Below are 20991 nucleotides of genomic sequence, written 5' to 3' on the forward strand. Positions count from 1 at the left end.
CGGTGGTGTGCGGCGTCGGCCTACGGCCATTAGATCATCTGATGGCTGTGACAAGCATGGATTCGAGGGCCAGCGCCGGAGCGACGTTCCCTTCGATGCGCTGGCGGGCCTCCTGGATGGCATCCATCGTCGCCATCGTCTCGGCCGGGGTGCTTGCCTCGCCCGCTGCCGTGAGCTGGGCCTGCAGTTCCCGGTTGATGATGGTCTCCGTCCGGCCGAGCTGCAGCATGATGATGTCGCGGTAGAGCGAGAGCAGGTCGACGAGGATGCGGTCGAGTCCGTCGCGGAGGCTGCGGGTGGCTCGCCGCTTCTGGTCTTCTTCGAGGGTGCGGATCTGTGAGCGCAACGCAGGCGGGAGGTTCTGACCCGGCTCGACCCCGAGCGAACGCAGCGCGTGTTCGCGCTCCTCGGCATCCCGTTGTTCGGTGAAGGCCTTGCCGTCGTCTGTGGCGATGGCGAGCATCCGGGCCGCTGCGAGCACGGCGTCTGAGACGGAGCGGATGCCGAGGGCTGCGGTGAGCGTCTCGTCGCGCCTGGCGCGCGCGCCGGCATCCGTCGCCAGGCGGTGGGCCATGCCGACGTGGGACTGGGCCTGTCGCGCCGCCCGTTCGGCGAGTTCGAGGTCGACACCGTCGCGGCGGACGATGAGGTCGGCGACCTCGGCGATGTCGGGGACGCGCAGACGGATGGCGCGCACGCGCGACCTGATCGTCGGGATGAGGTCGGCCTCGCTGGGGGCGCAGAGCACCCACACGGTGCGCTCCGGCGGCTCCTCGAGGGCCTTCAGCAGCACGTTGGACGTGCGCTCGACCATCCGGTCCGCGTCTTCGATGACGATGACCCGGTAGCGGCCGACGGACGGGGCGAAATACGAGCTGCGGACGAGTTCACGCACCTCGTCGATCTTGATGATGACGTTCGACGTGGCGAGAACAGTGAGATCCGGGTGGGTTCGGGCGGCGACCTGCGCCGCCGTGCCCGGATCGCCGTCGGGTTCGCGGCTGAGCAGGGCCGCGGCGAAGGCGTAGGCGAGGTTCGAACGCCCCGAGCCGGGCGGGCCGGTGATGAGCCAGGCGTGGGTCATCGCGCCGTGCGCGTCTGAACCACGATCGGCGGCGGCGTCGCGCAGCAGCGAGACAGCGTCTGCCTGCCCGATGACGTCATCCCAGGTGGCCATGGCCTCCAGCCTACCCGTGGCCTCCGACGTCGATCGCGCCATCGGAACCGATCGGTGCCGAACCGGTCAGAGCAGGGTCGACACCCGCGACCGGATGCTGTCTGCCAGCGTCGCGACGGCATCCGTGGCATCCAGAACGAGGAAGCGCGCGGGGTCGGCGGCAGCGAGCTCGAGGTAGACCTCGCGGACACGTCGATGGAACGAGGCGGCCTCGTTCTCGAGCCGGTCGAACCGCGTGCGCGCCGAGTCCAGCCGCAACCGGGCGGCGTCCTCGTCGAGGTCGAGCAGGATCGTCAGGTCGGGCATCAGCCCGCCGGTGGCCCACATCGAGAGGTCGCGTACTTCGTCGATGCCGAGGTCGCGTCCTGCGCCCTGATAGGCGATGGAGGAGTCGATGAACCTGTCCTGGATGACGACATCCCCGCGTTCGAGCGCCGGGCGCACCTTGGTGCTGATGTGGTGCGCACGGTCGGCCGCGTAGAGGAGCGCCTCGGCCCGTGGGGCGATCTCGCCGCGGTGGTGCAGCACGATCTCGCGGATCTCGATTCCGACGTCAGTGCCACCCGGTTCTCGGGTGCGCACGACCTCGCGGCCCTGCTCCCTCAGCCAGGTCTCCAGCTCGGCGGCCTGGGTCGACTTGCCCGAGCCGTCACCACCCTCGAGGGTGATGAACAGCCCGGGGTACGAATCCGTCGTGCCCATTACTCGGCCGGTGCGGGTTTCGCTGCCGGCTTCCGAGCGGCGGGTTTCTTGGCGGTTGCGGTGGAGGCCCCGGTCTTCGAGGTCGCCGCGGCCTTCTTGGCGGCGGCAGCGGTCGGCTTCTTCGCCGCGGGCTTCTTGGCTGCGGGCTTCTTGGCCGGCGCCTTCTTCCGCGGAGCGGCAGGGCCCTTGGCGCGCTTGTCGGCGAGCAGTTGCACTGCCCGGTCGAAGTCGACCTCTTCGACCGACTCGGCCTTCGGGATCGTCGCGTTCGTGACGCCGTCTGTGACGTACGGGCCGAAACGGCCGTCCTTCACCTTGATCGGCTTTCCGCTGACCGGGTCGGCCTCGAATTCCTTCAGCGCGCTTGAGGCACGGCGGTTGCCGTACTTCGGCTGCGCGAAGATCTCGAGAGCTCCGGGCAGTTCGATGTCGAAGATCTGGTCTTCGTTCTCGAGCGACCGGGAATCAGTGCCCTTCTTCAGGTACGGTCCGAACCGGCCGTTCTGCGCGGTGATCTCCTCACCGGTCTCCGGGTCGGCGCCGACGACGCGTGGGAGCGAGAGCAGTTTCAGCGCAGTGTCGAGGTCGATCTGGTCGAGTGACATCGACTTGAAGAGGGATGCCGTGCGCGGCTTGACCGCTGCGGCCTTCTTCTTCGCCGGCGCCTTCTTCTTCGGGGCATCCGTCACTTCACCCGTGGCGAGGTCGACGGCGGGCTCTTCGACCACCTCGGGTTCGAGTTCGGTCACGTAGGGGCCGAACCGGCCGTCCTTCGCGACGATCTCCTTGCCGTTCTCGGGGTTCAGCCCGATGACACGGTCGGTGAGCACTGGAGCGTCGATGAGCTCCTGCGCCTTCGCGAGGGTGAGTTCGTCAGGCGCCAGGTCTTCGGGGATGTTGATCCGGCGCGGGGTGGCCGGTTCGCCGTCCGCCTGGGCCGGCGCGTCGGCATCCGTCACCTCGAGGTATGGGCCGTACTTGCCGATGCGGATGGTGATCGCGTCGGAGAGGCGCAGCGAGTTGATCTCGCGGGCGTCGATGTCACCGAGGTTGTCGACGACGGTGCGGAGGCCCCTGTGCTGGTCGCTGCCGTAATAGAAGGAACGAAGCCATTCGGTGCGGTCCTGCTCGCCGCCGGCGATCCGGTCGAGGTCTTCCTCCATCTCAGCGGTGAAGTCGTACTGGACGAGGTCGTTGAAGTGCTCCTCGAGCAGCCGGACGACGCTGAACGCGATCCACGAGGGGATCAGCGCCTGGCCGCGCGCGGTGACGTACCCGCGGTCGGTGATCGTGGCGATGGTCTGCGCGTACGTCGACGGGCGACCGATACCCAGCTCTTCGAGCGTCTTCACGAGGCTCGCCTCCGTGTACCGAGGGGGCGGGGACGTCTCGTGGCCCTTGGCTTCGACGTCGGTGAGCTGGAGCTTCTGACCCTGGGTCAACGGCGGCAGCTTCGCTTCACGGGCGGCGTTGTCGCTCGCGTTGCGTTCCTCGTCGTGGCCCTCTTCGTAGGCGTGCAGGAATCCACGGAAGGTGATGACCGTTCCGGATGCCGTCAGCTCGGCGAGCCTGCCGTCGGCCTGCGCCTCGATCGTCACCGTGGCGGTCTGGCCCTTGGCGTCTGCCATCTGGCTGGCGACGGTGCGCTTCCAGATCAGGTCGTACAGCTTGAAGTCGTTGCCACGGAGACTGCCGGAGAGCGACGAAGGGGTGCGGAAGGTGTCGCCGGACGGGCGGATGGCCTCGTGGGCCTCTTGCGCGCTCTTGTTCTTGCCGGCGTAGAGACGGGGCTTGTCCGGGATGGTCTCGGCGCCGTAGAGCGCAGTGGCCTGCGCGCGGGCCGCGTTGATCGCCTGGCTCGAGAGCGAGGGCGAATCGGTACGCATATAGGTGATGTACCCGTTCTCGTAGAGAGACTGGGCGACGCTCATCGTCTGCCTGGCCGAGAAACGCAGCTTGCGCGCCGCTTCCTGCTGCAGGGTCGACGTGGTGAACGGGGCTGCTGGGCGACGCGAGTACGGCTTCGACTCCACCTTCGACACGACGGCGGATGCCGCGGGGTCGGCGAGCGCTGCGGCGATCGACCGTGCGCCCTGCTCGTCGAGCGTGACGGCTTTGCCTGTCAGCTTTCCGGTGTCATCGAAGTCGCGGCCGGTCGCGACGCGCTGGCCGTCGAGGCGCACGAGGCGGGCCTCGAAGTGGGTGGCGTCTGCGTCCGGCGCCGCCTGGGCGGTGAGATCCCAGTAGACGGCGGCGGTGAAGGCGAGGCGTTCCCGTTCGCGGTCGACGATGAGCCGGGTGGCTGCCGACTGGACGCGACCGGCCGAGAGGCTCGGTCCGACCTTGCGCCAGAGCACGGGGGAGATCTCGTACCCGTAGATACGGTCGAGGATGCGCCGGGTCTCCTGGGCGTCGACGAGGGCGACGTCGAGGTCGCGGGTGTTGTCCTTGGCGGCGAGGATGGCGTCCTTGGTGATCTCATGGAACACCATGCGCTTGACGGGAACCTTCGGCTGGAGCACCTGGAGCAGGTGCCACGCGATGGCTTCACCTTCGCGGTCCTCATCAGTCGCGAGCAGGAGTTCGTCGGCGTTCTTGAGCGCTCGCTTGAGCTCCGCCACCGTCTTCTTCTTGTTGTCGGAGACCACGTAATAGGGCTCGAAGTCATTGTCGACGTCGACAGCGAACTTGCCGAGGGCGCCCTTCTTGAGTTCAGCCGGGAGGTTCTTGGGTTCGGCGAGGTCACGAATGTGTCCCACGGAACTCAGCACCTCGTAGCCGTCGCCGAGGTATCCGGCGATCGACTTCATTTTGGTCGGCGACTCAACAATGACCAGCTTGCGTGTTCCTGGCACCCGACTCCCTTCGTCGTGCACACCATACACACGTATTCCCGGTGTCCACCTAATCCGCCCGTGGCGTCACATCCGTCGTGGGCCCTTGATTAGACCGCAGGAAAGAGCAGAATGGGGGCTATGAGCGCATCAACGACGACGACCTACACAGCCAAGCTCACCGACGGGCCGCTGGAAGGCAAGACGATGTCGGCCGAGTTCCTCGAGTCGGGTGATCCGCGCCCCACCGTGGACGTCGCCGCGCAGGGCGGCAAGACCTATATCTATGCACGCGCTGCGGGGCAGGAGTTCGAGTCGGAGGATTCCGACCGTCCGAGCGCAGTGAATTACCGTTTCCTGACGACGAACTTCGACGAAGAGTAGCGCCGGGGCGGCACTCCCGTTGTGGGGGTCGTCTTCGCGCCAGGAGGAGTGCTGCACACCTGTGCATTCTCGTTCTGGCCCACGTTCGGCACGCTCTCTGCATGCGGCACGCTCTGGTGTGCGCAACGATGCCGCGACCGGAAACTCACCGCGCGTGAGGCGGTGGCCCGGCGCGTGCCTCGACCGTGACGGTGGCCCCGAGCACGACCTTCGACGCCGTCACCCGCACCTCGAGTCCGTCCACCGCGCAGTCGCCCAGTGAGGCTCCGTTGAGCCTGGCCGCCTCGGCCGCGTTCTCGCAGGGGTAACCGGGCACGAGGCCGGATGCCGTGTCGGCCGCGGCCAGTGCCGCAGCGTCCGCGGCGTTCGCAGCGAGCTGCCGAGTGGTGAGGGCGGCGTTGAGCGGAAGCGCGATCCCGGTCAGCAACAGGACGGATGCCACGAGGGCGACGGCGAGGACGGAACCCGACCCGGATTCCGAGCCGCCAGAGCCAGAGCGGTCACGGTCTGCCATCAGAGCCCTCCGGCGAGCGCGCAGCCCGAGGCGCGCACTCGCAGTCCGGCGAGCGACGCCGGTCCGAAGCTCGCCGGCGCACTGAGCGCGACGCACACGAAGTCGCCCTGGGTCGACGCGCTCATCTGCGCCGCCCCTGAGACACGGTGCACACGGGCCGCGGCCACAGCGGCGGGGTCACCTCTGGCGAGCGTTCTGGCCGCGTCTGCCGCGGCATCCGTCAGCCGTACCTGCTGTGACGCGACCTGAATCGCGCCGAGACAGCACCCGAGCACGAGAATCACGACAGGGATCGCCACGGCGAACTCGGCGGCAGCGCTCCCCGACTCGCCAGAGGGCCCTGCCCTCTCCCCTGCGCCACGCGGGAGCGCCCGGCGGCGGCCCGCCCGAACGGGATCGCCGCCGAACCCGATATGACTGACCGGCATGATCAGCCGTTGACCGTGAGTGCCCGGCGGATGAGATCGGTGAGGATCCCGCGGACTTCGTCTGAGCGCATGATGACGACGAGCAGCCCGGCGAAACCGACTGCGGCCATCGTCGCGATCGCGTACTCCGCCGTCGCCGCTCCGGTCTCGTCTCCCAGCCGCCCGGCAACCCGTGCAGCCCTGTCCCGAATTCGCGCCATGTCTTCCTTCTTTCTGCATCGTGCGATGCGGTTCCACTGGCGCGAGGACCTCCATCGTCGCGCGTCCGGCGCCCGGCGGAAGCGCCGGCAGCGGATCGGTGGGAAACCTCACCCGATTCCCCGGACTGTGGAGGAGAGAACGCTCATCATCAGCGGTGCCACCCCGACGAGCATGAACGCCGGAAGGATGCACAGCCCGAGCGGAAGCATCAGCCCCGTGGCCAGCGCCGCCGCTGCCTGCTGGGCGGTGGATCGGGCATCCCGTCGAACCTGGTCCGCCTCCCCGCGCAACAGGTCGGCTGCCGGCACCCCGGCCGCCCGCGATAGCGCGAGGACTCCGTCGATCGCCGCCCGGTCCGCGTGATCCGCTGAGAAGTCCGGCCGGAACGCGGCGAGCGCCGACTCGACCACCGCGATCGCCCGGTCGACGGATGCCCCGGACGACATCGCGATCGCCGTGAGGTCGATGGCCAGCCCCGGCGCGCTCGACCGGGGTGTCGAACGGCGCACCATCGCAGCCGACCAGCGCCACGCGAGGAGCATGAGCGCCGCTGCGGCCACCAGGCAGACCGCACCGGGGATCGTGCCGACCAGGGTGCCGACGGTGTCGAAGCCGAGCGACAGGCCGAACAGCAGACCGACGAGCGGCAGGATCATCACCAGTCGCGACGTCGACCGAGGCCCGGCGAGGGCTGCCTCGATGTCCCGTTGCGACTGCCCGAGAGCGCGCTGGGACCTCGCAAGTTCGTGCAGGCATCCGGCGAGCGGCGCACCGGTCTCCATCGCGACGGACCACGCGGCGGCCACCGTGAGCCAGGCATCCGCCACCGGGGATGCCCTCGCGCGTTTTCCGGACCGCCGCCCCGCCCCCTGCGCAGCCGCGGCGATCGCGGCCGCGACATCCGTGCCATCCGCGGCCGCCGCTGCGGCCGCCGCGACGACGCTGTCGACGACGGTCGGCGGCTGCCGGCGCGACCTGGTGCGGACACCGGGGGCCGCAGCCAGGTATCCCCACGCCGCCGACGGCGAAACCCCTGCGGCGAGGAGCACGGCCAGCCGTTCGGTGACGGCTGCCACCCGTTCGATCGGCGGCGTGCGATCCCTCCCCGTCACGGGACGGGTCCTTCGGGGCTGATGCCGAGCCGTCCGTGCCCGTCGAGCTCGAACCGGCCCAGCTGCGCCAGCCGACGCACGCCGTCCTCCCGCTCCAGGTGCAGCACGAGGCCGATGGCGCTCACCGTCTGGCGTGCGACGGCGTCCGGGGTCATGCCCGCGAGCGCACCGAGCGCCTCGATCCGTGCCGGCACGTCGCGCAACGAGTTGGCGTGCAGCGTGCCGGCGCCGCCGTCGTGGCCGGTGTTGAGGGCAGCGAGCAGCTCCCTGACCTCCGCGCCGCGGCATTCCCCGACAACGAGCCGGTCCGGCCGCATCCGCAGCGCCTCCCGCAGCAGCCGCTCCAGGCCGATCGCCCCTGCACCCTCGAGGTTCGCCTGCCGGGACTCCAGCGAGACGAAATGGGGATGCTCCACGCCGAGTTCGGCGACATCCTCGATGGCCACGATCCGCTCCCTGTGTGGCGCTTCGGCGAGCAGCGCGCCGAGCAGAGTGGTCTTTCCGGATCCCCCCGCGCCGGTGACGAGGAGATTGGTGCGGTCCGCGACGGCGCGCAGAAGCCGGGCGACCGCGACCGTGGGATCAGCTCCGAACATCCCCGATTCGGCGAGGTCGCCGAGTCGGAACCGCCGCACCTGCGGCACCCGGATGCTGAGCAGCGTCCCGCTCACCGACACCGGCGGAAGGACCGCGTGGACGCGAACCCCACCATGCAACCGGACGTCGACACACGGCGTCGCCTCATCGATGTGGCGGCCGCCGAGCGCGATCAGCCGCACAGCGAGCTCGCGCAACGGTCGCTCCGCCATCGCCCACGCGGAGTCCCGCTCGAGTCCGTCGCCCCGGTCGACCCAGAGCCCTGTGTCGCCGTTGACGAAGAGGTCCGTCACGTCTGTGCCCACCAGGTATGGAGCGAGGGGGCCGAACTCGGCGGCGATTCGCATCCGGGCCAGCCTGGCGTCGGCAAGGTCGACAGCGGGTCCCGCACGGATGCCGTCGGACCCGGGCGAACCTGTTCCGGCGCCGGACCCGCGCTCCGGCCGCGCCGTCGCCGCTGAGGGGGCACCGAGCACAGGAGCCGCCACGAATCGATCGCTCATGCTGTGAGGGTACGCAGCCCGGGGTGATCCAGAACCGGCCGGCCGGCATCCGTGGAGAACGCGTTTCGCGCGTCTCGCGGTGGAGGGATCGGCCGCGGGAGACCGGCCGGAAAATTAGAGGGCGACATCCATTGGGGGGAATGGATGCCGCCACACGCGACGCTCGATTGGGGGGAATCTGTACGTCGCACGCACGAATTAAGAATTCGGCCGAGCCCAAGTGTACGCGCAAACGACGGCGGCGCAACACCTGTGCAGCCCGGGCGAGTCCCCCAAACAGTGGACCGCCTGCAAACGCGCACTTTTGCCCGTGCACACTGCACAAAAGAGGCTGCGTCGATCGGAGTACAGTCTGTATGAGTCACACAGGGGTGACCCCGTGAACCGACCGCGAAGGAGCGAGAAGCCACAAGATGAACACTCAGATCGATAATCTCCTGCATGAACACCGCAAGTTTCCTCCGACACAGGAATTCGCCGCCGACGCGGTGGCGACCGCAGCGCTCTACGACGAGGCGAATGCCGATCGACTGGGATTCTGGGCTCGCCAGGCGCGCGAGCTCCTGCACTGGGAGACTCCGTTCACCAACACCCTCGACTGGTCCAACCCTCCGTTCGCGAAGTGGTTCGACGACGGTCGCCTGAACGTCGCATACAACTGCCTCGACCGTCACGTCGAAGCCGGCAACGGCGACCGGGTGGCGTTGCACTGGGAGGGTGAGCAGGGCGACAGCAGGACCGTCACGTACGCAGAGCTGACCGAAGAGGTCAAGCGCGCCGCGAACGTGCTCTCCGGCCTCGGCATCGGGCAGGGCGACCGGGTCGCGATCTACCTGCCGATGATTCCCGAGGCGGTCGTGTCGATGCTCGCCGTCGCGCGCCTCGGTGCCGTGCACTCGGTCATCTTCGGAGGATTCAGCGCCGACAGCATCCGTTCGCGTGTCGACGACGCCAGCGCGAAACTCGTCATCACCGCAGACGGCGGGTGGCGCAAGGGCAAGGTCTCTGCGTTGAAGCCCGCAGTGGATGCCGCGCTCGGCGCCCGCGGAGACCTCGGCCCCCAGGACACCGTCACCAACGTGCTCGTCGTCAAGCGCGGCGAGAACGAGGTGGACTGGACCGACAAGGACCTGTGGTGGCACGAGGAGATGGCGAAGGCCAGCCCCGAGCACACCCCGGAGTCGTTCCCGGCCGAGAACCCGCTCTTCATCCTGTACACATCAGGCACCACCGGAAAGCCGAAGGGCATCCTGCACACGTCCGGCGGGTACCTGACGCAGAGCGCGTTCACCCACAAGTCGGTCTTCGATCTCAAGCCCGAGACGGATGTCTACTGGTGCACGGCGGACGTCGGCTGGGTCACCGGTCACAGCTACGTCGTCTACGGACCCCTCGCCAACGGTGCGACCCAGGTGCTCTACGAAGGCACCCCCGACACCCCGCACCCCGGTCGGTGGTGGGAGATCATCGAGAAGTACAAGGTGTCGATCTTCTACACGGCGCCCACCGCCATCCGTTCGTTCATGAAGCTGGGACGCAAGATCCCGAAGCAGTTCGACCTGTCGTCGATCCGCCTGCTCGGGTCGGTTGGCGAACCCATCAACCCTGAGGCGTGGATGTGGTACCGCAAGGTGATCGGCGCCAAGGTCGCCCCGATCGTCGACACCTGGTGGCAGACCGAGACCGGCGCCATCATGATCTCCGCACTCCCGGGCGTGACCCAGACGAAGCCGGGCAGCGCGCAGGTTCCGATCCCCGGTATCAGTATCGATGTGGTCGATGACGACGGCGAGCACGTCGGGTCAGGGAACGGCGGACTCCTCGTCGTCACCGAGCCGTGGCCATCGATGTTGCGCGGCATCTGGGGCGACCCGGAGCGATTCAAGGAGACGTACTGGGAGAAGTTCGGGGCCAAGAACCTGTACTTCGCCGGCGACGGTGCGCGTCTCGACCACGACGGCGACATCTGGCTGCTCGGCCGCGTCGACGACGTGATGAACATCTCGGGTCACCGCCTGTCGACCGCGGAGATCGAGTCCGCCCTCGTCGCGCATCCGTTCACGGCTGAGGCCGCTGTGGTCGGTGCGCACGACGACACCACCGGCCAGGCCGTCGTGGCTTTCGTGATCATCAAGGAGAGCATGCTCGAGGAGTCCTCTGCCGTGGAGGACATCGCCGCGGTGCTGAGGACGCACGTCGGCGAGCAGATCGGCCCGATCGCGCGTCCGCGTGACGTGTTCGTGGTCAACGAGCTGCCGAAGACCCGGTCGGGCAAGATCATGCGGCGTCTGCTGCGGGACGTCGCCGAGGGTCGCGAGGTCGGCGACACTACCACGCTCGCAGACACGACGGTGATGCAGATCATCACCGGGCAGGTGACGGCGAGGTAGAGCGGGCGAACGCGCCACAGGAGATCGCACGGTTATCAGGACGAAAAGCTCGATTCCATCCTGAAAATCGTGCGATCTCCTGTTCATCGTGCGATTGCCCACACGGCGCTGTCAGGTGGCACGGTGCAGCCCCTGAGCCATTGCGGAGAGGATCGTGGCCTGGACGTAGGCCCAGTCCCCCACGACCTGCGCGTAGTCGAACCGCAGAACCGTATAGCCCATGAGCGTGAGGCGAGCGTCCTGTCGGAGGTCGCGGCGGCGGCGATCCGCGCTCGAGTGAGGGCCGTACCCGTCGATCTGCAGAATGAGACGATCACCGATCAGGCCGTCGACGGGGTGGTCGTCGATGATGACCTGCTGACGCATCTCGACTCCGATCCGGGCCAGACGGATACGTGGGATGGACTCGATACCCGAGTCTGAGAACTCGCTCGCGGCTTCCACGGCGGCCGCGAACCGCGTCGACCGGGTCACCACCCGTCGCAGATGCATGGGCGAGACCTTCCTGAGCCGGAGCGCGGAGTCGAGAACCACTACCGCGGCCTCAAAGGGCTGGCACTCGGCGACCCGGACGAGCACGTTCTCGAGCGAGTCGAGAAGCTGCAAGGACGACGACGACACCGGGCCCATGGACCAGTGAGCTTTGACGTTCGGTGGCAGATGCAGCCGGCCGGCGTTCCTCGGCACTGCCAGGTGTATCTCGGTATGAGCCACCGTCCACAGTCCGTAGCGCTGCGCGGCGGTGAGACACGTCAGCCGCCCACCATGCATGGCAGCCATTCTGAGTGCCGGATCGCAATCGGGAATCGCGAGCCAGTCACGCCGGACGCGACTCAGCGTCCCTGACGCCAGCGACGCACGGATCCCGTATTTCGTGCCACCGGCCCGGATGATGTCGCTCGTGTGCGCGATCCGCCCGTTGCGCCGCACCCATTCCTCAACGTCCATCCATCGACGATGGCGGAACGGAGCTGGTCACGCCGTGTGATCACCGGTCTGTGGACAGCTCGGCGAGCGACCCCGGCTGTGCAGGAGACGGCCGGGCAGACGCAAAACAGGAGATCGCACGGTTATCAGGACGGAATGCCCGAACGCATCCTGATAACCGTGCGATCTCCTGCTAAACGTGCGGGCACTACGCGAACGCGAGCACGAGCTCCACTTCGACGGGCGCGTCGAGCGGCAGCACAGCAACACCGACGGCCGAGCGGGCGTGGATGCCGGCGTCTCCGAAGATCTCGCCGAGCAGGTTGGACGCACCGTTGATGACACCGGGCTGACCGGTGAACGACGGGTCGGATGCCACGAAGCCGGTGACCTTCACGACCTGGGTGACCCGGTCGAGAGAGCCGATCACGCTGTCTGCGGCCGCAAGCGCGTTGAGCACGCAGGTCGCCGCGTACGACTTCGCGTCTTCGGCCGACACGGATCCGCCGACCTTGCCGGTGGCGAGCAGGGTGCCGTCCACGAACGGCAGCTGCCCTGAGGTGTAGACCAGGTTGCCCTGCACGACGGCGGGAACGTACGCGGCGACGGGCGTCGCGACGGCGGGAAGGGTGAGTCCGAGTTCAGCGAGACGATCCGCGATCCGCGACATCAGGCATCCGCCACTTGACGCTTCAGGTAGGCGACGAGGCCGCCCTCAGGACCGTTGACGACCTGCACGAGTTCCCAGCCGTCACTGCCCCAGTTGTTCAGTATGGCGGCGGTGTTATGAATCATCAGCGGGGTGGTGATGTACTCCCAGCGGGGCATGTTTTCCTCTTGTATGTCCGGGTAAAGGCGGTTTTTCAGATTTGTCGCTTAAACTCGATCCTATGCCTGAACAAAAACGCACGGCTAGAGGTGTGCTCGGGGGGTTCCTCGGCTTCATCGGCCTGAGTGCTGCCGCCGGATTGCTCATCACCGCTGCCGTCACCCCTGCCCTCGCTGTCACCGGGATGACCGCCAACAACGCCATCGGCGTATTCGACGGACTCCCCGACTACCTCAAGGTCGGACAGTCGATGGAGAAGACCAACATCTTCGCGCAGACCTCCGACGGCAAGCCGGTGCTCCTGGCATCGTTCTTCGACCAGAACCGTGAGGAAGTGGCATGGGAGCAGGTCTCCCAGTTCGCCAAGGACGCTGCAGTCGCAGCGGAGGACCCGCGCTTCTACGAGCACGGCGGCATCGACGTCATGGGCACGACGCGAGCCATCCTCAAGACCTACGTCATCGGCGGAACCACCCAGGGTGGATCGTCGATCACGCAGCAGTACGTGAAGAACGTCCTCGTGCAGCAGTGCGAGATCGACTCGAAGGACGACGAAGAACTTCAGGCCTGTGCCGACGACGCGACGACCGCGAGCGGTGCCGAGGGCGCGAGCCGCAAGCTCAAGGAGATGCGCTACGCCATCGGGGTCGAGAAGGACTACGCGAAGGACGACATCCTCCTCGGGTACCTCAACATCGCCAACTTCGGCGCCCGCACATATGGCATCCAGGCGGCAGCGAAGTACTACTTCGGCGTCACAGCCGCGAACCTGACCATCGAGCAGGCCGCAACGCTCATCGCCATCGTCAACTACCCGTCCCGGCTCCGGATCGACATGCCGGACAGCGAGACGAATGGCGCGGCCAATGGCTACGCCGCCACCCTGGAACGTCGCGATTACGTGATCAACAAGATGCTCGAAGAGGGCAAGATCACCGCCGAGCAGCACGCAACAGCCAAGGCAGTGCCGATCACCCCGAACATCCAGCAGCCGAGCACCGGCTGCACGACCGCAAGCAGCATGGCGTTCTTCTGTGACTACGTGACCCGTGTCATCCAGAAGGACGAAGCCTTCGGCGCAACACCAGAGGCCCGCGCGGCGACACTCAAGCGCGGCGGCCTGCAGGTCTACACGACCCTCGACTACGACCTCCAGGTCGCAACGGCGAACTCGATCAACAAGTACATCCCGCAGAAGATGACGAACACCGACATCGGAACGGCGGCCGTGACGGTCCAGCCGAAGACCGGCCGCATTCTCGCGATGGCCCAGAACAAGACGTACAGCAACAACGCCGCCCTCTCTGAAGCCGACAACTCCTACACGTCTGTGAACTACAACACTGACCGCGCCTATGGCGGGTCGAGCGGCTTCAACGTCGGGTCGACGTTCAAGGCGTTCATCCTGCTCGACTGGCTGAAGAACGGTCACTCACTCCGGGAATCGGTGAGTGGGTCGAAACGCACGTTCTCCAAGTGGAACGACAGCTGCTCAGGCAACTACACCCAGCCATACACCCCCAAGAACTATGACGGCACCAGCCCGGGGGCGATCACGCCGATCGAGGCGACACGACGCTCGGTGAACACGGCGTTCGTCGCGATGGCGCAGAAGCTGGACATGTGCGACATCTTCCAGACGGCTCAGGACATGGGCGTGCACCGCGCCGACGGAGCAGATCTGAAGCGTCTGCCCGCAACCCTCCTCGGCTCCAACGAGATCGCACCGCTGTCGCTCGCGACGGCGATCGCCGGAATCGCGGCACAGGGTCTGACGTGCTCACCGATCGCCATCGACAAGGTGGTCGGGCCTGACGGTGAAGAGATCGCCCCGCCGAAGAGCACCTGCACGCAGGCGGTCACGCCCGAGGTCGCCAACACCGCGGCATACGCCATGGAAACCGTCTTCGACGGCGGCGGAACCGCGTCTCGCGCGGCCGTCGGCGGCGCTCCCCTGATGGGCAAGACCGGAACAGCCGATGACGCGATGCACTCGTGGATCACCGGTGGAACGACGAATGCCATCACGTCGCTCTGGGTCGGCAACGTCAAGGGCGAAGACAGCATGTACGACGTCGTCGTGAACGAGGGCGTCACCGGCTTCAGTGCGAAGTTCGGCATCTTCTCGGGCATCCTCCGGTCGTCGATCGACAAGTACGGCGGAGACAAGTTCGCCGCGCCTGACGACGCCCTGATCCGCGCCAAGCAGATCAAGGTCCCGGATGTCGCCGGCCAGTCGGTCGAGGCAGCGGCCGCGACGCTCGCGAACGCCGGATTCGGTACCCAGATCGGTGAGCCCATCGCCTCCAGCGTCGCGGCGGGTCTCGTGGCCTCCACGAACCCGGGCGCAGGCGCGTCGGTCTCCACCGGCTCGACCATCACCATCCGGCCGTCGACAGGAACACCGTCGCCGACTGTCCCGAACGTCGTCGGCGCCGCGCCCGATGCCGCACGCGGCGCCCTGGCCGGTGCCGGGTACGCCAACGTGAAAGAAGTGTGTGAACCGGACAACGGGGCCGGAGCGGGCCCTGGAACGGTGACGGCGCAGGATCCTGCGCCAGGCACAGCCGCGAAAGCTGAGGACGAGATCACTCTCACCGTCAGAAAACAGAAGTGCGATTGACCGGGTCCACGACTGGCCGGGGGGTCTGGGGTGCTTTCGGCACCCTGGCCCTTCTCGGCACGGCAGCGTTCGCGTGGGGTTCCCTCGTTGAACGCCGCCTGTTCACGGTGCGCCACGCGACCGTTCCCGTGCTGCCGAAGGGCGCGGCATCCGTCACGATCCTGCACCTGAGCGACCTGCACATGGCGCCGTGGCAGCACGACAAGCAGGACTGGATCCGGTCGCTCGCTCGACTCAAGCCCGACCTCATCGTCGACACCGGAGACAATCTGGGGCACGAGGACGGCATCCCGGGCGTCGAACGCGCCTTCGCGGACTTCGGCGGCATCCCCGGCATCTACGTACACGGTTCCAACGACTACTACGGCCCGATGCACAAGAACTGGCTGAAGTACTTCACCGGCCCGTCGAGCGCCGGCCGTCCGGGCAATCACCCGCGCAAGCGCAACCTCGACACCCGGCGCCTCGACGCCTTCTTCACGGATGCCCTCGGCTGGCAGAACCTGAACAACGCGGTCGGCAGCGTCACGATCAAGAACACGCGATTCGACGTATTCGGTGTCGACGACCCGCACATCGGCGCCGACCGCCTCGACCTGCTCACCGGTCTCCTCGACAGCCAGCAGGACGACGAATCGCTCGAGACCGACGATGCCGGCCTGCAGCACGTCGTGCACATCGGAGTCGTGCACGCGCCGTACCAGCGTGTCCTGAACTCGTTCGTGAACCACGGGGCCGACCTCATCCTCGCCGGCCACACCCACGGCGGCCAGGTCTGCGTTCCCGGCTACGGTGCGCTCGTCACGAACTGCGACATCCCGCGCGCACAGGTGAAGGGGCTCAGCCTGTGGCGTCACGCCCTGCGCTCGGCGTTCCTGCACGTCAGCGCCGGCCTCGGCACCTCGATCTACGCGCCCGTGCGGTTCGCCTGCCGGCCGGAGGCGACGCTGCTCACCCTCGTCGCGCGCGAAAAGTAGCACCGGGCAGACGTTCACATCCGGCTCATGCCGATCCCGGGTCCGGCCGCCAGCACGGCATAAGGACGACGCCCCCGCGCAAGGATGCCTCAGGCGGAGCGTCCTTGCCTCGGGGCTTTCTCCTTGTCTGGTGCCGTCACGGCATCCGCACGGCGGCAACAAAAAGACCGCCCGGCTCCTTGCGGAACCGAACGGTCTGACTGTCGGGGTGGCGGGATTCGAACCCACGACCTCTTCGTCCCGAACGAAGCGCGCTACCAAGCTGCGCCACACCCCGATGGCCCGGAGGCCTCAATAAGAATAGCCGATAATTTCAGCCCGCGAGACCGCGGCCGGCTCAACCGAGAAGCTCCCGGATGCTGTCGGCCAGCTCCCGGCCCAGGTACGCGTGCCCGGCCGTGCCCGGGTGCGACGTCGACTGGTCGAGCACCGTCGGCGCCGTGGCCTCGGTGATCCAGCGTTCGGCGAGGGGTGAGATGTAGTCGATCCCGAGGTCGGCCGCCGTGCCGGACAGCACGGCGTCGACGGCGGAGAGCCGCTGTTCCGCCGGCCAGGTGCGCGGCCCGGGACCGACGACGACGAGCGTCGCCTCCGGCCAGCGCTTCTCGACGACGTCCACGGCTGCGGTCAGTGCCGCCGCGATGTTCTCCGGCGTGGACTCGGTGTCGTTCGTGCCGCCCTGCAGCACGACGAGCTCGGGCACCGCGTCGAGGTCGAGCGCGGTGAGCCGCCGGGCCAAGGAGCCCTCGTTGCCTGGGCCTGGGCTGACGAAGCCGGTCCCCGGTACGCCGTCGACCGTTGCATCGAGTTCCAGTTCAGCGGCGGCCGTGTACGCCATGCCCTCCGTCGGCGGCTCGGCGCTGTAGCCCCAGGTCCACGAGTCTCCGAAGAACAGGGCGTCTGAGCCCGGGTTCAGGGGGCCGTCGGCATCCGATGCCGTCGTTCGTGTCTGCACGCCGGCGGTCCCGGCCGCCGGTTGCTCCGTTCCCGCTGCGCCGAGCAGCAGTGCGCTGCCGGCGACGAGACCGGCCAGCACGAGGCCGGTTCCGGCGATCACCGGCCACCTGACGGCGGCCAGGGAGCGGGTGAAGGGGCTGGAAGGCATCCGTCGAGCCTAGACCGGGCGAGCGGACGACTCCAATCGGCGCGGTCAGTCACACGGTGATCGTGCGCGAATCGACCCGGATCCGCTCCCAGAGCGCGATGTGTGCACGATGGATGGATGCCGCGGCACGCGCCCCTAGCGTGGGATGCACATCGCGTAGTGCCCGATGCGAAGGGGCACGTCCTCACACACCGCCTCGAGGGCGTCGTCGAACCGGTCCAGCCCGGCCTCTGACACGTCGTAGTTTGCGTAGAGTCTCGTCGTCCCGGCGAACCCGGGTGCGTCGACGAGGGCTGCGCGCGCCCCGGACAGCACGATCACGGACACCGCGGGCCCCCAGCTGCTCGCCAGGGTCTCCTCGCCGAGCACACCGACGGCTGCGGCGGCCGTCCGCTGCTCCCCCAGCGTCTCGCCGTACCGCACATGATCGGCGATCCCGACGTGGCCGCGAACCTGCACGGCAAGCGTCAGGGCCAGCAGCACGGATGCCGCGACGGCAGCGGCCCGCAGACCGGTCCGCCTGGCCGGCGCACCGGATGACCGCGCGTTCCAGAGCAGCCGGGCGCCCAGCACGAGGAAGGCGGCGAGCACGGGAACGAAAGCGAACAGACCAGGGGACGGATGCCTGATCCACACCGGGAGGTGGCTCGACAGCGCCCACCAGCCGATCCAGGTGGCCAGGCCGACCAGTGTCGCCGACAGGAGGACGAGGAGTTCGCGGGCGGAAGCATCCGTCGGGAGCGGAGGGAGAGCCTGCCGCCGCTGCAGGACGATGACGAGGATTCCGACGACGACGAACACGAGGATCAGGAGGACGGGCAGGATGGCCGGAGAGAACCAGGAGGTGACCAGCCCGCTGAGTTTGGATGCGAACGGGACGCGGTTGTCACCCTGGCCGCCGGAGAGGAGGAAGTAGCCGAACTGCTTCGTCACGTCCACGTAGCCTGCGGGCCCGAGCGCGATCAGCTTCCAGAGTTCGACGGCGGCGACGGGGAGAAGCGCGAACAGCCCACAGAACACCACCCGTCGCACCCGCAGCCAGAACGCCTGCCCCTCCACCGTGAAGAACACGCCGACCGCGATCGCCGGTACCGCGAGAAGCGCGATGGTCTTCGTCTCGAGCGCGAACCCGATGAGGAGTCCCGCCAGCCACGGGCGGTCACGGAACGCCCACAGCGCCCAGACCACGAGCGCGGCCGCAGGCACTTCGCCGAGTACGTCGATGGGCGTCTGGATCGGCGACGCCGAATCCCACGTGTTGAGGCCGAGCGGAACGGTGACGGCGGCCAGGCCGGCCCACCGGCCGCCGATCCGCCGGCCGAGCAGCCAGAGACCTGCGAGCAGCCCGGCGTAGAAGACGAGAACGACGGCGCGACCGGCGATCACCGGATCCACCCCGAGCGCAAGCACCGCAGCGACAGGAAGCAGCACGACAGGGCCGGTCGAGATGCGCGGGTCGAACGGCGTGAGCCGGCTCCCCGAGAGCGTTCCGTCGCTGGTGTAGCCGAGACCGTCGAGCAGGTTGATCGGCACGGTCAGGTTGAAGGCCTCATCCTCCCAGAGCCGCATGACGGTGAATCCGGGGACCACGACGACCACCTGGGCGACGACGACAAGTCCGAGCACGGACCAGAACAGAACGGATGCCCACGGGCGGTTCCCCGGGGCACGCGACACGGCCCCATCGACCCGGGTCATGATCGGCTGCGACGTGGCCTGAGGCTCACCCGCCACACTTCGGAGATCGCCCGCGCGCTGAACTCGCGGAGTCGCCGGGGCGGAAGCCGTGGCGCGTCCGACTCTCCCCACATCGTGCCGGCGGCGGTCGATCCCCTGCGCGGGATGCTCTCGACCTTCACGTAGCGCACGGTGAAGCCGAGGCGTCGTTCGGCGAGCGAGAAGTGCACGTGAGGCACGAGGGCGTCGTCCGGCACGAGCTGGAGCAGCTGGGCGATCGCGCCGGGGCGGTACGCGCGGAGCGGAGTGTTGACATCCGGAATCCGACGGCCGACCGAGAGGAAGACCAGTGTGCCGACGAGGCCGGTGAGCACGGTCCTGAACCACGGGTCGCTCCGGTGCTGCCGAACGCCGTGGACGACGTCGACCCCTGGCAACTCGAGCGCTCGCACGAGACGAGGGAAGTCGGCTCCGAGGAACTGGCCGTCCCCGTCGACGTGCACGAGAGCATCCGCTCCCAGCGCAAGGCCGGCCCGGTAGGCGGCGAGTGCGGTCGGACCGTGGCCCTGGTTGCTCTCGGCGTGAACGACGACGAGCTGCGGCAGCTCGGCTTCGAGTGTGCGCAGAACGGATGCCGTTCCGTCGGTCGAGCGGTCGTCCACCACGACGATGCTGACCCTGTCGGCCAGCGGTGAGACGTGCGCGAGGATCTCGTGCAGGAAACCCGGCAGCCCTTCGGCCTCGTTGTAGGCCGGCATCACTACAGCAAGATGGTGCAAGGGCACGGCACTCCCCAGGGCCTTAGCGGACATGTTTTCGTTCAGCGTAGTCGAGCGAACAGCCCTCACCTGCCGAAGCCGGGTCGGCGGGCCGATGCGCCGAAAGTGAAGTACGGTTGACGGCAGAATGGCCACCCAGACCCGCTTCCGCCGACTCGCCGTACTCGGCACGCGCTTCCTTACCGTCGGAGCGATTTCCACCCTGATTGAGATCGCTGTGTTCAACCTGCTGCACTATGCGCTCGGGGTGGACGTGGTGGCGTCGAAGATCATCGCGTCCCTCATCGCGCTGGTGAACGCGTACTTCGGAAACCGCGAGTGGACGTTCAAGCACAGGGGACATCACGGTCGTGCGCTCGAGATCGTCCTCTTCATCGTGGTGAATGCCGCGTGCACCGTCCTCGGCGCCGGTATCCTCGCGCTCGGAGTCAGCCTGTTCCACTCCCCGGGCCCGGTGATCGTCAACATCGTGAACCTCGTGAGCATCGTCATCGTTGTGCTCGTGCGGTTCCTCTTCTACCACTACATCGTGTTCCGCGGGGTGCGCCCGCGGGCGACGGCCGAGGAATCCTCTGAGCGCTCCCCGAGCTGACCACCTCCCGCGGTCGTCGCCGAACTGTCTGGGGTCGGCGACGACCACGGTCGGCTCACACGGAGCGACGACGGACCAGGTGGACCGCTCCGAGGGCAATGAGGCCGGTGAAGATGAGGCCGCCTGACAGCCACAGCCAGGACAGGTCGGCTCCGGTGTTCGGCAGCCCGGGCTGGGCCGCCTCCTCCGCCGTCGGCGAGGCATCGAGGCATTCCTGCGCAGCCGAGTACAGGATCGGGCCACGCTCAGGGCTGGTCGATCCCCACGTCGTCAGTTCGTACTGCGAAGCGTCGGCAGTACCCTTCGGCAGGGTGTAGACGAGGCTGCCGTCGGCGGCCGCCGTGTGTTTCGACATGGACGAGCCCGCGACGTCCGCGTCGCTCTGTGCGGCGGCGTCAGCGCTGTCGGCGAGGATCTCGATCGTGACGGTCTCACCGGGGCTGAAATAGCCGGGTTCGGCGTTGAACGTCGATTCACACGCGACGCTCACGACGGCCGCGCCGCCTCCGGGTGGGTAGGTGTCCGCGAACGCCGGGGCAGGCGCTGCGAGGACGGCGAGCAGCGCTAGGGACGCTGCCGCGAGGGTTCGGGTCGGTGTCACGGGATCTCTCCTTGTCTGGGACCGGATCGCACTGGCGTG

20 protein-coding genes and 1 tRNA gene are annotated in these 20991 nt (G+C 67.9%); 5 read left to right on the forward strand and 16 right to left on the reverse strand.

The window, feature by feature from the left end:
• Nucleotides 1–34: 34 nt before the first annotated feature.
• The 3 genes from AC1M0F_RS08745 to topA all read right to left on the reverse strand — a co-directional run bounded on the left by AC1M0F_RS08745 (nt 35) and on the right by topA (nt 4734).
• Nucleotides 35–1177, reverse strand: coding sequence for a DNA polymerase III subunit delta' (locus AC1M0F_RS08745; RefSeq protein WP_480237840.1), 1143 nt, complete (start codon nt 1175–1177; stop codon nt 35–37).
• A gap of 66 nt (nt 1178–1243) precedes the next feature.
• Nucleotides 1244–1879 (reverse strand): dTMP kinase, encoded by a 636-nt coding sequence (tmk, locus tag AC1M0F_RS08750; RefSeq protein WP_480237841.1) that lies wholly within the window; start codon nt 1877–1879, stop codon nt 1244–1246.
• Nucleotides 1879–4734: a type I DNA topoisomerase gene (topA, locus tag AC1M0F_RS08755; RefSeq protein WP_480237842.1), complete on the reverse strand. Its 2856-nt coding sequence runs from the start codon at nt 4732–4734 to the stop codon at nt 1879–1881. Before topA ends, tmk begins: the two co-directional genes overlap by 1 nt.
• A 120-nt stretch (nt 4735–4854) precedes the next feature.
• Between topA and AC1M0F_RS08760 the strand changes: the two genes are divergently transcribed.
• Nucleotides 4855–5097 (forward strand): hypothetical protein, encoded by a 243-nt coding sequence (locus AC1M0F_RS08760; RefSeq protein WP_480237843.1) that lies wholly within the window; start codon nt 4855–4857, stop codon nt 5095–5097.
• 145 nt (nt 5098–5242) lie between these two features.
• Here AC1M0F_RS08760 and AC1M0F_RS08765 read toward each other — a convergent pair whose 3' ends face one another.
• The 5 genes from AC1M0F_RS08765 to AC1M0F_RS08785 form a co-directional block, all read right to left on the reverse strand.
• Nucleotides 5243–5611, reverse strand: coding sequence for an Rv3654c family TadE-like protein (locus tag AC1M0F_RS08765; RefSeq protein ID WP_480237844.1), 369 nt, complete (start codon nt 5609–5611; stop codon nt 5243–5245).
• Nucleotides 5611–6039 (reverse strand): TadE family type IV pilus minor pilin, encoded by a 429-nt coding sequence (locus AC1M0F_RS08770; protein ID WP_480237845.1) that lies wholly within the window; start codon nt 6037–6039, stop codon nt 5611–5613. Before AC1M0F_RS08770 ends, AC1M0F_RS08765 begins: the two co-directional genes overlap by 1 nt.
• A 2-nt stretch (nt 6040–6041) precedes the next feature.
• Nucleotides 6042–6239 (reverse strand): DUF4244 domain-containing protein, encoded by a 198-nt coding sequence (locus AC1M0F_RS08775; RefSeq protein WP_480237846.1) that lies wholly within the window; start codon nt 6237–6239, stop codon nt 6042–6044.
• A 108-nt stretch (nt 6240–6347) separates the two neighbouring features.
• Complete coding sequence (locus AC1M0F_RS08780) at nt 6348–7352, reverse strand: type II secretion system F family protein (RefSeq protein ID WP_480237847.1); 1005 nt, start codon at nt 7350–7352, stop codon at nt 6348–6350.
• Nucleotides 7349–8452, reverse strand: coding sequence for a TadA family conjugal transfer-associated ATPase (locus tag AC1M0F_RS08785; RefSeq protein ID WP_480237848.1), 1104 nt, complete (start codon nt 8450–8452; stop codon nt 7349–7351). The genes AC1M0F_RS08780 and AC1M0F_RS08785 overlap by 4 nt, the downstream gene beginning before the upstream one ends.
• 413 nt (nt 8453–8865) lie before the next feature.
• Here AC1M0F_RS08785 and acs point away from each other — a divergent pair, with 413 nt between their 5' ends.
• The gene (gene acs, locus AC1M0F_RS08790; protein WP_480237849.1) at nt 8866–10842 is read left to right on the forward strand and encodes an acetate--CoA ligase; all 1977 of its coding nucleotides are present in this window, start codon (nt 8866–8868) and stop codon (nt 10840–10842) included.
• 111 nt (nt 10843–10953) lie between these two features.
• Here acs and AC1M0F_RS08795 read toward each other — a convergent pair whose 3' ends face one another.
• From AC1M0F_RS08795 to sp36, 3 genes are all read right to left on the reverse strand, one after another.
• Nucleotides 10954–11790 carry a DUF559 domain-containing protein gene (locus AC1M0F_RS08795; protein ID WP_480237850.1) on the reverse strand — a complete coding sequence of 279 codons (837 nt, stop codon included), beginning with the start codon at nt 11788–11790 and terminating at the stop codon, nt 10954–10956.
• 187 nt (nt 11791–11977) lie between these two features.
• Nucleotides 11978–12439 (reverse strand): RidA family protein, encoded by a 462-nt coding sequence (locus tag AC1M0F_RS08800; protein WP_480237851.1) that lies wholly within the window; start codon nt 12437–12439, stop codon nt 11978–11980.
• Entirely contained in the window at nt 12439–12597 is a 159-nt protein-coding gene (gene sp36 / locus AC1M0F_RS08805) for a Sp36 family protein (protein WP_480237852.1), read from the reverse strand. Before sp36 ends, AC1M0F_RS08800 begins: the two co-directional genes overlap by 1 nt.
• A 62-nt stretch (nt 12598–12659) precedes the next feature.
• Here sp36 and AC1M0F_RS08810 point away from each other — a divergent pair, with 62 nt between their 5' ends.
• Together AC1M0F_RS08810 and AC1M0F_RS08815 are read left to right on the forward strand one after the other, a co-directional pair.
• Nucleotides 12660–15221 (forward strand): transglycosylase domain-containing protein, encoded by a 2562-nt coding sequence (locus tag AC1M0F_RS08810; protein WP_480237853.1) that lies wholly within the window; start codon nt 12660–12662, stop codon nt 15219–15221.
• Nucleotides 15218–16198: a metallophosphoesterase gene (locus AC1M0F_RS08815; protein WP_480237854.1), complete on the forward strand. Its 981-nt coding sequence runs from the start codon at nt 15218–15220 to the stop codon at nt 16196–16198. The genes AC1M0F_RS08810 and AC1M0F_RS08815 overlap by 4 nt, the downstream gene beginning before the upstream one ends.
• Before the next feature lie 203 nt (nt 16199–16401).
• Here the strand turns inward: AC1M0F_RS08815 and AC1M0F_RS08820 are convergent.
• From AC1M0F_RS08820 to AC1M0F_RS08835, 4 genes are all read right to left on the reverse strand, one after another.
• Nucleotides 16402–16475, reverse strand: a tRNA-Pro gene (locus tag AC1M0F_RS08820).
• 60 nt (nt 16476–16535) lie between these two features.
• Nucleotides 16536–17303: an SGNH/GDSL hydrolase family protein gene (locus tag AC1M0F_RS08825; RefSeq protein ID WP_480237855.1), complete on the reverse strand. Its 768-nt coding sequence runs from the start codon at nt 17301–17303 to the stop codon at nt 16536–16538.
• Between the two features lie 135 nt (nt 17304–17438).
• Nucleotides 17439–19001, reverse strand: coding sequence for a hypothetical protein (locus AC1M0F_RS08830; protein ID WP_480237856.1), 1563 nt, complete (start codon nt 18999–19001; stop codon nt 17439–17441).
• Entirely contained in the window at nt 18998–19738 is a 741-nt protein-coding gene (locus tag AC1M0F_RS08835) for a glycosyltransferase family 2 protein (RefSeq protein WP_480237857.1), read from the reverse strand. Before AC1M0F_RS08835 ends, AC1M0F_RS08830 begins: the two co-directional genes overlap by 4 nt.
• 148 nt (nt 19739–19886) lie before the next feature.
• On the opposite strand from AC1M0F_RS08835, the gene AC1M0F_RS08840 reads away from it, so the two are divergent.
• Nucleotides 19887–20351: a GtrA family protein gene (locus AC1M0F_RS08840; protein ID WP_480237858.1), complete on the forward strand. Its 465-nt coding sequence runs from the start codon at nt 19887–19889 to the stop codon at nt 20349–20351.
• Between the two features lie 55 nt (nt 20352–20406).
• On the opposite strand, the gene AC1M0F_RS08845 is transcribed toward AC1M0F_RS08840, so the two are convergent.
• Nucleotides 20407–20952, reverse strand: coding sequence for an LPXTG cell wall anchor domain-containing protein (locus AC1M0F_RS08845; RefSeq protein WP_480237859.1), 546 nt, complete (start codon nt 20950–20952; stop codon nt 20407–20409).
• Between the last annotated feature and the right edge of the window lie 39 nt (nt 20953–20991).

It is taken from the genome of Mycetocola sp. Y719, from assembly GCF_056713205.1.

Bases quoted from the DNA above. Each gene is read 5' to 3' on its own strand.
- AC1M0F_RS08770 (WP_480237845.1), bottom strand. From the start codon at position 6,039: ATGCCGGTCAGTCATATCGGGTTCGGCGGCGATCCCGTTCGGGCGGGC.
- AC1M0F_RS08825 (WP_480237855.1), bottom strand. From the start codon at position 17,303: ATGCCTTCCAGCCCCTTCACCCGCTCCCTGGCCGCCGTCAGGTGGCCG.
- AC1M0F_RS08775 (WP_480237846.1), bottom strand. From the start codon at position 6,239: ATGGCGCGAATTCGGGACAGGGCTGCACGGGTTGCCGGGCGGCTGGGA.
- AC1M0F_RS08840 (WP_480237858.1), top strand. From the start codon at position 19,887: ATGGCCACCCAGACCCGCTTCCGCCGACTCGCCGTACTCGGCACGCGC.
- AC1M0F_RS08745 (WP_480237840.1), bottom strand. From the start codon at position 1,177: ATGGCCACCTGGGATGACGTCATCGGGCAGGCAGACGCTGTCTCGCTG.
- AC1M0F_RS08800 (WP_480237851.1), bottom strand. From the start codon at position 12,439: ATGTCGCGGATCGCGGATCGTCTCGCTGAACTCGGACTCACCCTTCCC.
- sp36 (WP_480237852.1), bottom strand. From the start codon at position 12,597: ATGCCCCGCTGGGAGTACATCACCACCCCGCTGATGATTCATAACACC.
- AC1M0F_RS08765 (WP_480237844.1), bottom strand. From the start codon at position 5,611: ATGGCAGACCGTGACCGCTCTGGCTCTGGCGGCTCGGAATCCGGGTCG.
- AC1M0F_RS08810 (WP_480237853.1), top strand. From the start codon at position 12,660: ATGCCTGAACAAAAACGCACGGCTAGAGGTGTGCTCGGGGGGTTCCTC.
- AC1M0F_RS08785 (WP_480237848.1), bottom strand. From the start codon at position 8,452: ATGAGCGATCGATTCGTGGCGGCTCCTGTGCTCGGTGCCCCCTCAGCG.
- acs (WP_480237849.1), top strand. From the start codon at position 8,866: ATGAACACTCAGATCGATAATCTCCTGCATGAACACCGCAAGTTTCCT.
- AC1M0F_RS08760 (WP_480237843.1), top strand. From the start codon at position 4,855: ATGAGCGCATCAACGACGACGACCTACACAGCCAAGCTCACCGACGGG.
- AC1M0F_RS08795 (WP_480237850.1), bottom strand. From the start codon at position 11,790: ATGGACGTTGAGGAATGGGTGCGGCGCAACGGGCGGATCGCGCACACG.
- AC1M0F_RS08835 (WP_480237857.1), bottom strand. From the start codon at position 19,738: ATGCCGGCCTACAACGAGGCCGAAGGGCTGCCGGGTTTCCTGCACGAG.
- tmk (WP_480237841.1), bottom strand. From the start codon at position 1,879: ATGGGCACGACGGATTCGTACCCCGGGCTGTTCATCACCCTCGAGGGT.
- AC1M0F_RS08830 (WP_480237856.1), bottom strand. From the start codon at position 19,001: ATGACCCGGGTCGATGGGGCCGTGTCGCGTGCCCCGGGGAACCGCCCG.